The 13,463-nt window shown below is 63.5% G+C and carries 13 protein-coding genes; 7 read left to right on the forward strand and 6 right to left on the reverse strand.

Features of this window, described 5'->3' with window-relative positions; all coding sequences use genetic code 11:
* The first annotated feature begins 257 nt into the window (after window positions 1-257).
* Entirely contained in the window at window positions 258-728 is a 471-nt protein-coding gene (locus C9990_RS13940) for a DUF1289 domain-containing protein (protein ID WP_065907941.1), read from the forward strand.
* A 42-nt stretch (window positions 729-770) separates the two neighbouring features.
* Here the strand turns inward: C9990_RS13940 and C9990_RS13945 are convergent, their stop codons facing one another.
* Window positions 771-1,634 (reverse strand): universal stress protein, encoded by an 864-nt coding sequence (locus tag C9990_RS13945; protein WP_065907943.1) that lies wholly within the window; start codon window positions 1,632-1,634, stop codon window positions 771-773.
* Between the two features lie 150 nt (window positions 1,635-1,784).
* On the opposite strand from C9990_RS13945, the gene C9990_RS13950 reads away from it, so the two are divergent.
* Window positions 1,785-2,387 carry a tRNA-(ms[2]io[6]A)-hydroxylase gene (locus C9990_RS13950; RefSeq protein ID WP_078048732.1) on the forward strand — a complete coding sequence of 201 codons (603 nt, stop codon included), beginning with the start codon at window positions 1,785-1,787 and terminating at the stop codon, window positions 2,385-2,387.
* On the opposite strand, the gene C9990_RS13955 is transcribed toward C9990_RS13950, so the two are convergent.
* Complete coding sequence (locus C9990_RS13955; protein ID WP_106803640.1) at window positions 2,343-3,542, reverse strand: MFS transporter; 1,200 nt, start codon at window positions 3,540-3,542, stop codon at window positions 2,343-2,345. The two genes, C9990_RS13950 and C9990_RS13955, sit on opposite strands and share 45 nt — an antisense overlap.
* A gap of 157 nt (window positions 3,543-3,699) precedes the next feature.
* Between C9990_RS13955 and C9990_RS13960 the strand changes: the two genes are divergently transcribed.
* Together C9990_RS13960 and C9990_RS13965 are read left to right on the forward strand one after the other, a co-directional pair.
* Complete coding sequence (locus tag C9990_RS13960) at window positions 3,700-4,407, forward strand: response regulator (RefSeq protein ID WP_065907949.1); 708 nt, start codon at window positions 3,700-3,702, stop codon at window positions 4,405-4,407.
* Entirely contained in the window at window positions 4,408-5,685 is a 1,278-nt protein-coding gene (locus tag C9990_RS13965; RefSeq protein ID WP_106803641.1) for an ATP-binding protein, read from the forward strand.
* A gap of 68 nt (window positions 5,686-5,753) precedes the next feature.
* Here the strand turns inward: C9990_RS13965 and C9990_RS13970 are convergent, their stop codons facing one another.
* The 4 genes from C9990_RS13970 to C9990_RS13985 form a co-directional block, all read right to left on the reverse strand.
* Entirely contained in the window at window positions 5,754-6,545 is a 792-nt protein-coding gene (locus tag C9990_RS13970) for a MipA/OmpV family protein (RefSeq protein ID WP_083221476.1), read from the reverse strand.
* Window positions 6,546-6,565: 20 nt separating this feature from the next.
* Window positions 6,566-8,389 carry a serine hydrolase gene (locus tag C9990_RS13975; protein ID WP_106803642.1) on the reverse strand — a complete coding sequence of 608 codons (1,824 nt, stop codon included), beginning with the start codon at window positions 8,387-8,389 and terminating at the stop codon, window positions 6,566-6,568.
* 94 nt (window positions 8,390-8,483) lie between these two features.
* Window positions 8,484-8,972: a GFA family protein gene (locus C9990_RS13980; RefSeq protein WP_106803643.1), complete on the reverse strand. Its 489-nt coding sequence runs from the start codon at window positions 8,970-8,972 to the stop codon at window positions 8,484-8,486.
* 33 nt (window positions 8,973-9,005) lie between these two features.
* Window positions 9,006-9,896 carry a LysR family transcriptional regulator gene (locus tag C9990_RS13985; RefSeq protein WP_065907961.1) on the reverse strand — a complete coding sequence of 297 codons (891 nt, stop codon included), beginning with the start codon at window positions 9,894-9,896 and terminating at the stop codon, window positions 9,006-9,008.
* 191 nt (window positions 9,897-10,087) lie between these two features.
* Here C9990_RS13985 and C9990_RS13990 point away from each other — a divergent pair, with 191 nt between their 5' ends.
* From C9990_RS13990 to C9990_RS14000, 3 genes are read left to right on the forward strand one after another with little or no spacing between them, the layout of a single operon-like run.
* The gene (locus tag C9990_RS13990) at window positions 10,088-10,906 is read left to right on the forward strand and encodes a MaoC family dehydratase N-terminal domain-containing protein (protein WP_106803644.1); all 819 of its coding nucleotides are present in this window, start codon (window positions 10,088-10,090) and stop codon (window positions 10,904-10,906) included.
* 29 nt (window positions 10,907-10,935) lie between these two features.
* Window positions 10,936-12,099 carry an acyl-CoA dehydrogenase family protein gene (locus tag C9990_RS13995; protein ID WP_106803645.1) on the forward strand — a complete coding sequence of 388 codons (1,164 nt, stop codon included), beginning with the start codon at window positions 10,936-10,938 and terminating at the stop codon, window positions 12,097-12,099.
* A 10-nt stretch (window positions 12,100-12,109) separates the two neighbouring features.
* The gene (locus C9990_RS14000; protein ID WP_106803646.1) at window positions 12,110-13,459 is read left to right on the forward strand and encodes an MmgE/PrpD family protein; all 1,350 of its coding nucleotides are present in this window, start codon (window positions 12,110-12,112) and stop codon (window positions 13,457-13,459) included.
* Window positions 13,460-13,463: the final 4 nt, after the last annotated feature.

The following is a 13,463-nucleotide window of genomic DNA, read 5'->3' on the forward strand; positions in this document are numbered from 1 at the left end:
CAGAACGGAGCTGATGAGGGTTGGCGGGGGTCCTGACCTACCGGGTCGAACCCACGCCAACACCGTTCTGAAGGAACGACTGTGCTCGTGACGCTTTGAAAACAGCTTCCAGCGGATTATTGGCGCCTTACAAGGCCGGATGATTCTACGGCAAAAAATTTCTAAAGGTAAGTTGCCTCGCCAAGTTTGCAGGGTGATGAAGGTTAGACAAAGGGCTAACATGGCGCACTGTTTCGCTGATTTGCGTGTCGTTGCCCATGTCCAACCAAACCATCAAGACCCCCTGCGTCGGCCTGTGCTCCACGGTTTACGGCGATCTCGTGTGCCGTGGCTGCAAGCGTTTCCACCACGAAGTGATCCAGTGGAATGGCTATAACGAAGAAGAAAAACGGGCAGTGTGGCTGCGCCTCGAGCAGCTGTTGGTGCAGGTGATGGCCGGCAAACTGGAGATTTTCGACCCCAAGACCCTGCGCGGCCAGCTGGAGCAGCGCAAGATTCGCTTCGTGCCGCACCAGTCCGAGTACTGCTGGGCCTATCAGTTGATTGCCCGGGGCGCGCGGGTGATTTCCAACCTGGAAGCCTATGGCATGGTGCTGTTGCCGGAGTTTCGTGACTGGAACCTGCCGGACTTGCGCGACGCCATCGACCGCGAGTTCTTTATCTTGTCCGAGGCCCACTACCAGCGCTATATCGCCCCGGGGTTTCTCAAGGACGCGTTTGGGCACTGATGAAGCTCCCACCTTTGAAGCCAGCCGGCACCGGCCTGCGTGTCAGGCCTGGGTGGCCAGTTCCTCCAAGTGATCCATCAGCTCCTGCGGCTTAAGCACCAGCACGTCGCTTTCCACCTCATCCAGCACCACCTCCGCCGTATTGCCGATCAGCGCCCCGGAAAGCCCGGTGCGCGCCACGGTGCCGATGATGGTTACCGCCGCCTGCCATTTATGCGCCGCGAACGGGATCAGCACATCCGCCGGGCCTTCCTCGATATGCAGGTGCGCATCGTCCACATCGAACTCAGCCTGGAAAGCCTTGCATTGCTCGCGATAGCGCGCCTCGATGGTCTCCTTGAGCTGGAAGGTCGGGTCCGCCGCCGACAGCATGGGCGACGGATGCGCGCTGATCACATGCAGCTGCGCCTTGGCCAGGCTGGCGATATCAAAGCCATGATCGATGATCGAATTGTGCAGCGAACGGTGCTCGCCATCGGTGTTGCCCACATCAATTGCGGCCAGGATCACCCCGCCAGCCCACGGCGTAGCGGTCTTGACCAGCAGCACGGCCGTTGGGCAGTAGCGCAGCAACTTCCAGTCTGCCGGGGTCAACAGGGCCTTTTTCAACGGGCTGTCGGGGAAATGCTGCTTGATCACCAGGCCACAGCCTTCGGCCTGCTGCACGTCGATGATGGTTTCGTGCAGGCTCTCATTCCAGGCCTGCTCGGTGGTGACGCTGTAGCCGTCCTCTTGCAGGGAGGATTTAAGCAGGCTCAACAGCGCCGAGTGCTCGTGCTTGCGGTCGCACACCAGCAGGTGCAGGTGCGCGCCGGTGACCCCGGCGATCAACTTCGCGCGCTTGAGGGCCAGGCTTTCCGAATGCTCGGGCTCGATGACCACCAGGATGCTGCGAATGGCTTGCATGATCGGGATCTCCAAAAAGGGGCGGGCTGGAACAACTATAGTTGCTGCTCGCCGGACGTCATGTTGATGCACATCAAGGCCGGTGGCTGGTGGTCTGCGGCGCGGTCGGTATAATCGGCGCCCTTTTGTGATCCTTTACCCGTGAGCCCGATGAACCTGCCCGAAATCCACGAATTCCTCGGCTGCCGCACCCCCGACGCCTGGGTCCAGGCCGCGCTGGCCGATCAGGACACCCTGCTGATCGACCACAAGAACTGCGAATTCAAGGCCGCCAGCACCGCCCTCAGCCTGATTGCCAAGTACCACGGCCATGTTGACCTGATCAACATGATGTCGCGCCTGGCCCGCGAAGAGCTGGTGCACCACGAACAAGTCATGCGCCTGATGAAAAAGCGCAAGGTTGAACTGCGCCAGTTGCACGCCGGGCGTTATGCCTCCGGGTTGCGCAAGGTGGTGCGCAGCCACGAACCGGTCAAGTTGGTGGATACGCTGGTGGTCGGCGCATTTATCGAAGCGCGCAGTTGCGAGCGTTTCGAAGCCCTGGTGCCGCATTTGGACGAAGAACTCGGCAAGTTCTACTTCGGCCTGCTGAAAAGCGAGGCGCGGCACTTCCAGGGTTACCTCAAGCTGGCCTACCAGTACGGCGACGCCAAGGACATCGCCCAGGTGATCGAGCGGGTGCGGGCGGCCGAGCAGGAACTGATCGAGTCACCCGACATCGAGTTCCGCTTTCACAGTGGCGTACCAGCCTGAGGCCACGGCCACGCCGATCAACGCGGTGATCGCGGTCAGCAGCAGGATCACCGTTTGCGTGCCCAACGGGCTGGCCAGCAGCGCAACCGCCAGGCCGGCCAACGGTTGTGGCAGGTTGTTGAGCAGGGTGATCACACCGACGGTCTTGCCGAAGTCCTGCACCGGGATGACTTTTTGCCGGACGCTGCGCATGTACACGCTATACATCTTGTCGAAGCCGATCACCAGCAAAAAGCCCAGGGTGTAAGCCCATAGCGTCGGGCTGAGGGCGGTGATCAATGCGCCGACGGCGATCAACACATACGACAGGCCACCCAGCACTTTCAGTGGCAGTGCGCTGCGCGCCAGGTAAAACAGAATCGCGATGGTCACCAGGGCGCCGGCGGCTTGCAGCAGGGCGTAGGCATCCTTGTCTGCCGCGTAGAGACCGATGACCATGGCGGCGGACGTGGCCAGCGTGACCCCGATGATCAAGTTGACCCCGACCGTCAGCGCAATCAAGCGCTTGAGCCCCGCCAACTGCTGGATATGCCCGAAGGCAATACGCAGCGGTTGCACCCAGATATCCCGGTGCTGCGCATGGTGTGCAAGCGTCACTGTATTGCTGCGCTGCCAGGCCCACATGGCCAGGTCCGCCAGCACAAACAGGCCGGCGATGCCCAGTACCACCCAATGCCAGGCCCACACTTGCAGCATCAGTGCGGCAATCAGCGGCCCCAGCACCAAGCCGCTCTGGTCGGCGATCTGCGAGTAGGAGAGGGTCTTGGCATAACTGTATTGCTGGAAAACATGCGGCATCAGCACTTCGCGGGCCATGATGCCCTGGGTGGTCAGCACCCCGCACAGCGCGGAAAGCCCCACGATCCAATAAATACCGTCGAACACCGCGTACAGTGCCACCGCCACCCCACACGCCAGCGCCCGGTAGACCTGGCTGATATGCAGAATGCGCACCGGAGAAAACTTGTCACACAATGCGCCGCACACCGGGAAGGCGAGAAAGCGTGGCAGTGACTCGACGAAAAACGCCAGCCCGGCCCACGACACACTCTGGGTGGTCTGAAACACGATCAACGGCACGATAAACAGCAGGATCTGGTCTGCCAGCCGTGACAGGAACAGTGAAACGAAGAACGCCAGGTAATCCTTGCGCATACAACTCCCTGTGAATGGCGTTAAAGAGTGCGGGCTATTTGTTAAAAACTCTTAAAAGCATGAAGCTTCGTCGGCCGCCGTTGACCAGTGGGGTCAGAGGCCCAGCTTGCCACCTATAATGCCCACTCTTCAATCCGCCTTTGCACACTGAGAACTTATGGAAAACCTGGGTCTGGGCAAGGTCCTGCTCGTTGAGGACGACGAGAAGCTGGCAGGGCTGATCGCGCACTTTCTGTCGCAGCATGGCTTCGAGGTGCGCGTGGTGCACCGCGGCGATGAAGCCCTGGCGGCGTTTCTCGAGTTCAAGCCGAAAATCGTCGTGCTCGACCTGATGCTGCCGGGGCAGAGCGGCCTGCATGTGTGCCGCGAGATTCGCAATGTGTCGGACACGCCGATTGTGATCCTCACCGCCAAGGAAGATGACCTGGACCACATCCTCGGCCTGGAGTCCGGAGCCGACGACTATGTGATCAAGCCGATCAAGCCCCCGGTGCTGCTCGCACGCCTGCGCGCGCTGCAGCGTCGGCAGGCGCCGGAGCCGACGGTGCGCGGCTCCATCGCCTTCGGGCGGCTGGCGATCGACCGCAGTTGCCGGGTGGTCAGCCTTGGGGAGGAGCAGGTCGACCTCACCACCATGGAGTTCGAACTGCTGTGGTTGCTGGCCAGCAGCGCCGGCAAGATCCTCTCGCGCGACGACATCCTCAACCGCATGCGCGGCATCGCCTTCGATGGCCTTAACCGCAGCGTCGATGTGTACATCAGCAAGTTGCGCAGCAAGCTCAATGACAATCCCCGCGAGCCGGTGTGCATCAAGACCATCTGGGGCAAGGGCTATCTGTTCAATCCGTTTGCGTGGGAGGTCTAGATGCTGCGGCTGTTTCTGCGCCTGTATGTGATTTTGGCGATCGGCCTGGCGGCGGCGATCTGGCTGGTCAACTACACCTTCGACGAGCTGTTGCCCGAGGCCAATGAAACCTATAACCGCGAAGCCCTGCGCGGTCCGGCCTATGGGCTGGTAGAGCAATTACGGCCACTGCGCGGGGACGAGCGCCAGGCCCGGCTGGACGAGCTGCAAGTGCATTACGGCCTGCGCCTCAAGCTGGTGCCCAAAGACACCCAGGCGCTGACCGCGCGTGAACAACAACTGCTGGCCGAAGGGTTGCTGGTGGTGCGTGGCGACTTCCGGGAATTCCTCACCAGCATCGACGGTGGCCCACAGTTGCTGGAAATCAAGCTGCCGGAAGAACCCAAATGGCTGTACCTGTGGGCCTATGGGTTTCTCGGGTTGTGCCTGGCCATCGTCCTGTACTTCTGGGTGCGCCCGCACTGGCGGGACCTGGAGCATATCCGCCTGGCCGCGCAACGCTTTGGCGACAACGACCTCGGCTCGCGCATCCTGCTGCCGCGACGCTCCACCGTGCGTGAGCTGGCCGGGCACTTCAACCAGATGGCCGAACGCATCGAAAGCCTGATCGCCAATCAACGTGAACTCACCAACGCGGTGTCCCACGAGCTGCGCACGCCGATTGCGCGGCTGTCGTTCGAGCTCGACCAGCTCAAGCAACAGGCCGACCCGCGCGAGAGCCGCGCGTTGATCGCCGACATGTACGCCGACCTCGGCGAGCTGGAAGAAATGGTCTCCGAACTGCTCACCTATGCCAGCCTGGAGCGCGGCGCCACCCAGGTGACCCGCGAGCGCATCGAGGCCCACAGCTGGCTCGACAGCGTGATCGGCAGCGTGGCGCTGGAGGCCGAGGCGGCTGGCATCCAGCTGTCGCTGCGCACCTGCGAGGTGGACTTTATCCAGATCGAACCGCGCTTCATGGCACGTGCGGTGATCAACCTGCTGCGCAATGCCATCCGCTACGCCGAGCGCCGGGTCGAAGTGTCGCTGGTCAAGTTCGGCAGCGGCTATGAAGTGCGCGTGTGCGACGACGGCCCCGGTGTGCCCGAGGACGGTCGCGCGAAGATCTTCCAGCCGTTCATGCGCCTGGACGCCAGCCGCGACCGCCGCACCGGTGGCTTCGGCCTCGGCCTGGCGCTGGTGCAGCGGGTTTCGCAGTGGCATGGCGGGCAGGTGCAAGTATTGGATTCAGAGTGGGGCGGGGCGTCGTTCCGGATGACCTGGGCGTATGCCGAGTAACAAGCGTCCATCGTGCAGAACTCACCGGTGGGAGGGGCTTGCTCCCACAGGTTGATCGGGTTACCTCATTAGAACGTGTACTCAAGCACGCCCATCACCGACGTTTGTAGCCTGCGCTCGACAATCGGGCTCTTGCCCGCTTCATCCGCCAGGTACTGCACATCGAGCAGGGTCGAGAATTCGGTGTGTTCGCTGATCGGCACGCTCCACACCAGGTTCAGGCCGTTGCTGATGTTGCCTGCACCGGCCTTGTAGGCCTGGAAGCGGCTTTGCGCCGCTTGGCCGGTGGTCACGCCGTACCAGGTCTGCAGGTAATTGCGGTCACCAAAATGGCTGCTGAGGCTGGCGTCGACCGAACCGTAGCGGCCGTCATAGAGGTTGGTGCCCAGGCTCAGTTCCAGGTGGGTGAAGGCCTTGCCGCTGTCCTTGTGGTCGTCTTCCTTGAGCGCGTGCTCCAGGGTCGCGCCGACGATTACGCCGCCCAGGTTGTAGCTTGCGCTTACCCCCACTTGCGGACGGGCCTTGATCTCGCCCATGCCCTTGAGTCGCTTGGAGCCGGCGTGCAGGCTTTCGTTCTTGTCTTTACGCGAACTGCTGGCGCCCACGTAGGTGCTGAAGCTCAAGGCGTTGCCTTCATACCCCCAGCCCAGGCCTTTGTCGGTGTCGAGGAAAATCCCCCACGGGCTGACGACTTTGCCGCCCAGCAGCGGCGCGCTCATGCGCTGGTCGCTGCCGCTGTAGCGCGGCGCGTTGGCCACGCCGGCCTTGAGGCTGTATTGCCAGTCTTCGGCCAGGGCGCGGTCGGCACCGGCCAGCAGGCACAGTGAGGAGAGCGACAGGCACAGGGTGGTCGAGCGCATAAGAATGTCCATCCAGGGGGTTAGAGAACCAGGGGTTTATGAGGGGATTGCGTGCGTTTGAAGGCGTAGCCCGAGGCGCTGAGGCCGTTGACCTGGCGGCTTACGGTGTCGCCCAGGCCATAGCCGTTACCGGCCAGCACCGCGTGGGCGTTGTCGACCGGCAGCAGGATGTAGTCGGTCAGCGGTTCGTCGTGCCGTTGGCCGCGCATCACCAGGAAGCCGTCTTCCAGGCGCACGCTGACACCGCTCAACGGTGCGTCGGGCTCATGGGTGTTGAGCACTTGATACGTGCCGATGGTGTCGGCCCAGGCCAGGGGCAAGGGCGGCGGCTCGATTCGCTCGCCGATGGCAATGCGTTGGCCGTGGCTGCGCGCGGTGAGCATCTGGCGGCCTTGCACCGTGACAACGTCCAACTGGATGCGGCTGAGTTCGCCGAGGTCCTTGAGCCAGAAGCCGAGGACTTTTTTCTGCGCGCGCAACCAGCCTTCGTCGTCGCGCAGCAACTCGAAATCGAAGCCGGCCAACTCGCCAGCCAGCCGGCTGTGGCCATCCTTGATGCGAAACACGCCCCAGGCGGTCGCATAGAACCCGGCCAGGCGCTTGCGGTCGATGGCCGCCGGCACGTGGCGCAACTTGAGGCCATGGCTGGGCGCCTGGCAGTCATCGGCGCAGACTGCCTGGCCGGTTTGTGCCTGCAGCATCAGGCGCAGGGTGTCGGTGGCCAGCGTGGCGACCAGTTCCTCGGCATGGCTGTCATTGGCCATGATGATCACGCCCAGTTGCTGGTCCGGCAGCAGGGTCAACTGTGCAGCAAAATCATCCCCTCCACCGCTGTGCTGGTAGGTGCGTAGGGCGGGGCCGACCGGTTCGTCACCGCAGGGCGCGAGGAACCAGGCCAGGCCCATCTGGCAGTCGAAGTCCAGCGCGTTGCCGGTGTTTTGCTGGGTGAACATTTGCTCAATCGAGGCACTGCGCAGCAGCCGCTGGTCTTTGTAGATGCCGTGGGCAAACAGCATCTGCAGGTAGCGCGCGAGGTCCTTGGGGCTGGTCCACAAACCACCTGCGGCGAGGTCGCGCACCTGGGCATCGGGGCTGGCGATGCCGTCCTCGTAGCCTTGGGCGCGGTAGTCCTGCGCGCTGCGGGTGCCGATAAACCCCGACTGGTTCATCTCCAGCGGCTTGAGCAGGCTGTGCTGCAACTGGGCTTCGAAGCTGTTGCCGCTGGCGCGTTCGATGGCGGCCCCGACCAGCGCATAAGCAAGGTTGGAATAGGCCACTTGAGAGCCCGGTGGACTGCTCAGCCACACGCCCGAGACGCGCATCGGCATCTGGCCCATGGCGAAGTCGCTGCGCAGGTCGCGCAGGTGTTCGCTGGGCAGGCCCGATTGGTGGCTGAGCAACCGCCGCAAGGTGATATCGCGGTCGGCGGCGGCCGGGTCGGCATGAAAGCGCGAACGCACATGGAACTCGCGCAGGGTCTGCTGGATCGGGGCATCCAGGGCCAGCCGCTGTTGCTCGACCAGTTGCAAGGCTGCCGTGGCGGTCAGCAGTTTGGAAATGCCGCCGGCGCGAAACGCCGTGTTCGGCGTGACCGGCACGCCCCGCGCCTTGTCGGCCAGGCCGAAGCCGCGCGCCCAGATCAGTTCCTGGCCATTGACCAGGGCAATCGACAGGCCGGCCACATTGTCGCGCGCCATGTCGCGCGGGATACGCGCCTGCAGGTAGCGAATGACGGCGCCGTAGTCACCCTTGGGAATCGGCGGCGGGGCCGGCGATTGCCCTTGGCAACCGAGACTGCCGAGCAGGCAACCCAACAGCGGAATACCGCGCAATGTGCGAAACATGAAGAGCACCCGGATGGCCGTTTGGATGCTCGAATGCTAGGGAAGCGCGGTCCGACAATCTTTGCGAGCTTTGTCGGGAAACTGTCAAAGACTGTTAACGGGTCAACCCCAGGCGCTCATGCCATTGGGCGATGGATTCCTCGGGGTATTCCTCGAACTGCAGGTCGCCCTTGCGCACGCTGACCTCGACCCAGGGCGCCTTCGAACCGAGCATCAGGTGCGTGTGTTGCGGCGGTACCGGCAAGGGCGTGTCGATGGCCGAGGCGAACGGGTGGATCAGTTCCGGCCATTCCGGGCTGAACAGCCACAGGGCGCTGCCGCACTGCGAGCAGAAGTGCCGCTCGGCGGTGCTGGCGTGGGCGCGACTGGCGCCCTCGGGCTTGAGCCGCGCGTGATAGATCGAAATCTGTTTGCGGCCCTGCACCTTCAAGCTCTGGGTGTCCCCGGCCAGGTTGATCGCGTAGCCGCCACCGCCTTGGGTCTTGCGGCAGATCGAGCAATAGCAACGCTGGTAAGGGTAGGGGTGGGCGCTGTTCAGGCTGAACGTCACGGCGCCGCAATGGCAGGATCCTTCGAGTTGCATGGGGCGTCTCCTCTGGCAAGGTGACTGCTGAGCTTAGGCGCTCTGCGGCATCAGCGTGGCAATCAATGCACGAATGGTCCCCGGCAGTGCTTCCAGCTCGCGTACCAGGATGCTGCGCTCGCGAATCGCCCAGGGCTCATCCAGCTTCACCGCCACCAACTGCATGGTGCGACTGTGCCGCACGGCGGCAGACTCTGGAATGATGCCGATCCCGACCCCGGCCTCGACCATCCGGCAGATCGCCTCGAAGCTCGACACCTGGATGCGCAACGACAAATGTTTGCCCAGGCGTTCCACGTGCTCACGCAGGAAACTCAACAACGTGCTGCCTTCATGCAGGCCGATATGCTGGTAGGCGAGCGTTTGCTCCAGGGTCACCGAGGGCAGCTGCGCCAGCGGGTGGTCGACCGGCACCATCAGTACCAATTCATCGGTGCTGAAGTGCAGCACCTGCAGACCCGCGGCCTCCACGGGGCCGGCGATGATGCCCATGTCGCTGGTGCCATCGAGCACGCCGCGCACGATATCGCGGGACAGGCGTTCCTGCAGGTCCACGGTCACGCCGGGGCGCTGCGACAGGAAACCCGCGAGTACCTCCGGGAGGAACTCGGTGACCGCCGTGGTGTTGGCGAAGATGCGGATATGCCCGGCAGAATCGACGCCGTACTGGGTGAACTCACTCTTCAGGTAATCGACCTGGCGCATGATCAACCGCGCATGGTGCAGCAGCCGTTCGCCCGCCGGGGTGATCTCCACGCCACGGCTGTCGCGGTACAGCAGGCGCGTGTCGAGTTGGCCCTCCAGGGCTTTGATCCGCGCACTCGCGGCAGCCGGCGAGAGAAACGCACGCTTGGCGCCCTGGGTCAGGCTGGGGGATTCGGCGATATGGATAAACAGGCGCAGGTCGGCGAGATCAAAGTGCATGCAAGACACCTATTCGGGCAACGGTGATGGCAACTGGGCGCTGGCAAGCCAGCGCCTACAAGGAATACGCTTGTAATTGAGGCTGGCGTTCAGCATAACCGAACGCTGGTTTATTGAAATGCAAATTCTCAGAACGGGCACGCGCTTGCATGATCCGGGGCAGACACTCACTGCCCGAGGACCTGCACCCGATGAGCGCCACTGATTGGATCGGCCGAAGCGAAACCGCCCACGATCACCTGAGCCCCAACCTGCTCAAGCGAATCGCCGCCACCTTCGGCGAACCCGTGCCAGAGCAGGGTGCTGACCTGCCACCGCTGTGGCAATGGTGCTTTTTCCAGGACCCGCTGCCGGAGACTGCCCTGGGCACCGACGGCCATCCGGCCCGGGGCGGTTTCCTGCCGCCGGCCGACAATCGCAATCGCATGTGGGCCGGTGGGCGTATCGAGTTCCTGCACGCCTTGCGTGCCGGTGAGGCGGCGACGCGCGTGTCGACCATCACCCAGGTCGAAGAAAAGACCGGCCGCACCGGTTCGCTGCTGTTCGTTACCGTGCGCCACGACTACTCCCAGGACGGCCGCCTGGCCATCCGCGAAGAACAGGACATCGTCTACCGCGAACCGACGCCACCCAAGGCCGGCAGCGGCGATGCCCTGGCCCGGGGCGAGTGGAAAGAGGCGGTCGACCCGACGCCGACCCTGCTGTTTCGCTACAGCGCCGTGACCTTCAACGGCCATCGCATTCACTACGACTACCCCTACGTCACCGGCACCGAAGGCTATGCCGGGCTGGTGGTGCATGGTCCGCTGATCGCCACCTTGAGCTTGCGAGCCTTTTGCCGTGCGCATCCGGACGCGACCTTGCGCCATTTTGCCTATCGCGGCGTACGCCCGTTGATTGCGCCGCAGCCGTTTGAAGTCGGCGGGCGCGTGACCGCCGACGGTGTCGCCGCGCTATGGGCGGGCAATGCGGACGGCCTCGCGCAGACCGCCGAAGTGCGTTTCGAATAATCCAAGAACAACAGGCGGAGAGCCGTGACATGCACCCCAATGACAACGAAGAACTGAATGCTATCCGCGACGGTGTGCGCGCCTTGTGCGCCGAATTCGACGCGGCTTACTGGCGCAAGATCGATGAAGAAAAGGGCTTCCCCGAAGCCTTCGTCAAGGCGCTGACCGACGCCGGCTGGCTGTCGGCAATGATCCCTGAAGAATACGGGGGCTCCGGCCTGGGCCTGGCGGAAGCCTCGGTGATCCTCGAGGAGGTCAACCGCTGCGGCGGCAATTCCGGCACCGTGCACGGCCAGATGTACAACATGTTCACCTTGCTGCGACACGGCAGCGAGGCGCAAAAACGCTTCTACCTGCCCAAGCTCGCCAGCGGCGAATTGCGCCTGCAGTCCATGGGCGTGACCGAGCCCACCACCGGCACCGACACCACCAAGATCAAGACCACTGCGATCAAGCGCGGCGACAAATACGTGATCAATGGCCAGAAGGTCTGGATCTCGCGGGTGCAGCATTCCGACCTGATGATCCTCTTGGCGCGCACCACGCCCCTGGCCGAGGTGAAGAAAAAGTCCGAGGGCATGTCGATCTTCCTGGTCGATCTGCGCGAGGCCATCGGCAACGGCCTGACCGTGCAGCCCATCGCCAACATGGTCAACCACGAGACCAACGAGCTGTTCTTCGACAACCTGGAACTGCCCCTCGATAGCCTGATTGGCGAGGAGGGCAAGGGCTTCAAATACATCCTCGACGGCCTCAACGCCGAGCGCACGCTGATCGCCGCCGAATGCATCGGCGACGGCCGCTGGTTCATCGAAAAGGCCAGTGCGTATGCCCGCGACCGCGTGGTGTTTGGCCGGCCCATCGGGCAGAACCAGGGCGTGCAATTCCCGATTGCCGAAGCGCATATCGAAATCGAAGCGGCCGACCTGATGCGCTGGCGCGCCTGCGAGGAATACGACAGCGGCCAGAACGCCGGGGCCAGCGCCAATATGGCCAAGTACCTGGCGGCCAAGGCGTCCTGGGAGGCAGCCAACGCCTGCCTGCAAACCCACGGCGGCTTCGGTTTTGCCTGTGAGTACGACGTCGAGCGCAAATTCCGCGAAACCCGCCTGTACCAGGTGGCGCCGATCTCGACCAACCTGATCCTGTCCTACGTGGCCGAGCACTTGCTCGAACTGCCACGCAGCTTCTGAGGCCCTGACCATGAGCCATACCCAAGCCCTGTGTCGGTTCCTTGCCGAGTTGCACTACGAACACTTGCCCGAGCCCGTGTTGGCGCGCACCGAAGACCTGTTCCTGGATTGGCTGGCGTCGGCGCTGGCCAGCCAGGGCGCACACCCGATTCCGTTGTTCGAGCGCTATGCGCAAAAGATGGGACCGAGCAGCGGCCCGGCGCAGGTGATCGTCAACGGTGGCAGCAGCAGTGCGTATTTCGCCGCGCTGGTCAACGGCGCCGCGTCGCATCTGGTGGAGCAGGACGACCTGCATAACAGCTCGGTGCTGCACCCGGCAACGGTGGTGTTTCCCGTCGCCTTGGCCGCGGCGCAGGACCTTGGCAAATCCGGCCGCGAGTTGCTGCTGGCCGCGGTGGCCGGTTATGAGGCCGGGATCCGCATCGGCGAATTCATGGGCCGTTCCCACTACCGCATCTTCCACACCACGGCCACCGTCGGCACGCTGGCCGCGGCCGTGGCGGTGGGCAAGTTGTTGGCGTTCAACCAAGAACAATTCATCAATTTGCTCGGCAGCGCCGGCACCCAGGCCGCCGGGCTGTGGGAGTTTTTGCGCGACGCCGCCGACTCCAAGCAACTGCACACGGCCAAGGCCGCAGCAGACGGATTGCTCGCCGCTTACCTGACGGCGGATGGGCTGACCGGCGCGCGCAATATCCTGGAAGGCGACCAAGGCCTGGCGGCGGGCATGTCCACGGACGCCGAGCCGGGCAAATTGTCGGCTGGCCTGGGCAGCCGCTGGGCGCTGCTGGAAACCTCGTTCAAGTTCCACGCCTCGTGCCGGCATACCCATCCTGCCGCCGATGCGCTGTTGGATTTGATGCAGCGCGAAGGCCTCAGCGCCGCCGACATCAGCCACGTGCAAACGCGCGTGCATCAGGGCGCCATCGATGTACTGGGGCGAGTGAACGTGCCGACCAGCGTGCACCAGGCCAAGTTCTCCATGGGCACCGTGCTGGGATTGATCGCCGTGCATGGCAAGGCCGGGCTCACCGAATTCCACGAACGGGCGTTGACTGATCCTGGCGTGGCGGCGTTTCGCGACAAGGTCAGCATGACCCTCGACCCCGAAGTCGACCGCGCCTATCCGCAGCGCTGGCTGGGCCGCGTCACCGTCACCACGGTTGACGGCCGCACGCTGCACGGCGCCATCGACGAGCCCAAGGGCGACCCGGGCAACACCTTGAGTCGCGCGGAACTGGCCGACAAATTCCAGCGCCTCACCCAGTTCAGCGCCGCGCGCACACCGGCCCAGGCCGACGCATTGATCGCCAAGGTCTGGGATTTGCGCAACGCCGCGTCCATGGCCGATTGGCTTTGAGGAA

The organism is Pseudomonas sp. S5D5 (genome assembly GCF_003013355.1).
Lineage (GTDB): Bacteria > Pseudomonadota > Gammaproteobacteria > Pseudomonadales > Pseudomonadaceae > Aquipseudomonas > Aquipseudomonas aylmerensis.

Coding starts and splice junctions, on each gene's coding strand:
- C9990_RS13940 (WP_065907941.1), top strand. CDS start 258: ATGTCCAACCAAACCATCAAGACCCCCTGCGTCGGCCTGTGCTCCACG.
- C9990_RS13945 (WP_065907943.1), bottom strand. CDS start 1,634: ATGCAAGCCATTCGCAGCATCCTGGTGGTCATCGAGCCCGAGCATTCG.
- C9990_RS13950 (WP_078048732.1), top strand. CDS start 1,785: ATGAACCTGCCCGAAATCCACGAATTCCTCGGCTGCCGCACCCCCGAC.
- C9990_RS13955 (WP_106803640.1), bottom strand. CDS start 3,542: ATGCGCAAGGATTACCTGGCGTTCTTCGTTTCACTGTTCCTGTCACGG.
- C9990_RS13960 (WP_065907949.1), top strand. CDS start 3,700: ATGGAAAACCTGGGTCTGGGCAAGGTCCTGCTCGTTGAGGACGACGAG.
- C9990_RS13965 (WP_106803641.1), top strand. CDS start 4,408: ATGCTGCGGCTGTTTCTGCGCCTGTATGTGATTTTGGCGATCGGCCTG.
- C9990_RS13970 (WP_083221476.1), bottom strand. CDS start 6,545: ATGCGCTCGACCACCCTGTGCCTGTCGCTCTCCTCACTGTGCCTGCTG.
- C9990_RS13975 (WP_106803642.1), bottom strand. CDS start 8,389: ATGTTTCGCACATTGCGCGGTATTCCGCTGTTGGGTTGCCTGCTCGGC.
- C9990_RS13980 (WP_106803643.1), bottom strand. CDS start 8,972: ATGCAACTCGAAGGATCCTGCCATTGCGGCGCCGTGACGTTCAGCCTG.
- C9990_RS13985 (WP_065907961.1), bottom strand. CDS start 9,896: ATGCACTTTGATCTCGCCGACCTGCGCCTGTTTATCCATATCGCCGAA.
- C9990_RS13990 (WP_106803644.1), top strand. CDS start 10,088: ATGAGCGCCACTGATTGGATCGGCCGAAGCGAAACCGCCCACGATCAC.
- C9990_RS13995 (WP_106803645.1), top strand. CDS start 10,936: ATGCACCCCAATGACAACGAAGAACTGAATGCTATCCGCGACGGTGTG.
- C9990_RS14000 (WP_106803646.1), top strand. CDS start 12,110: ATGAGCCATACCCAAGCCCTGTGTCGGTTCCTTGCCGAGTTGCACTAC.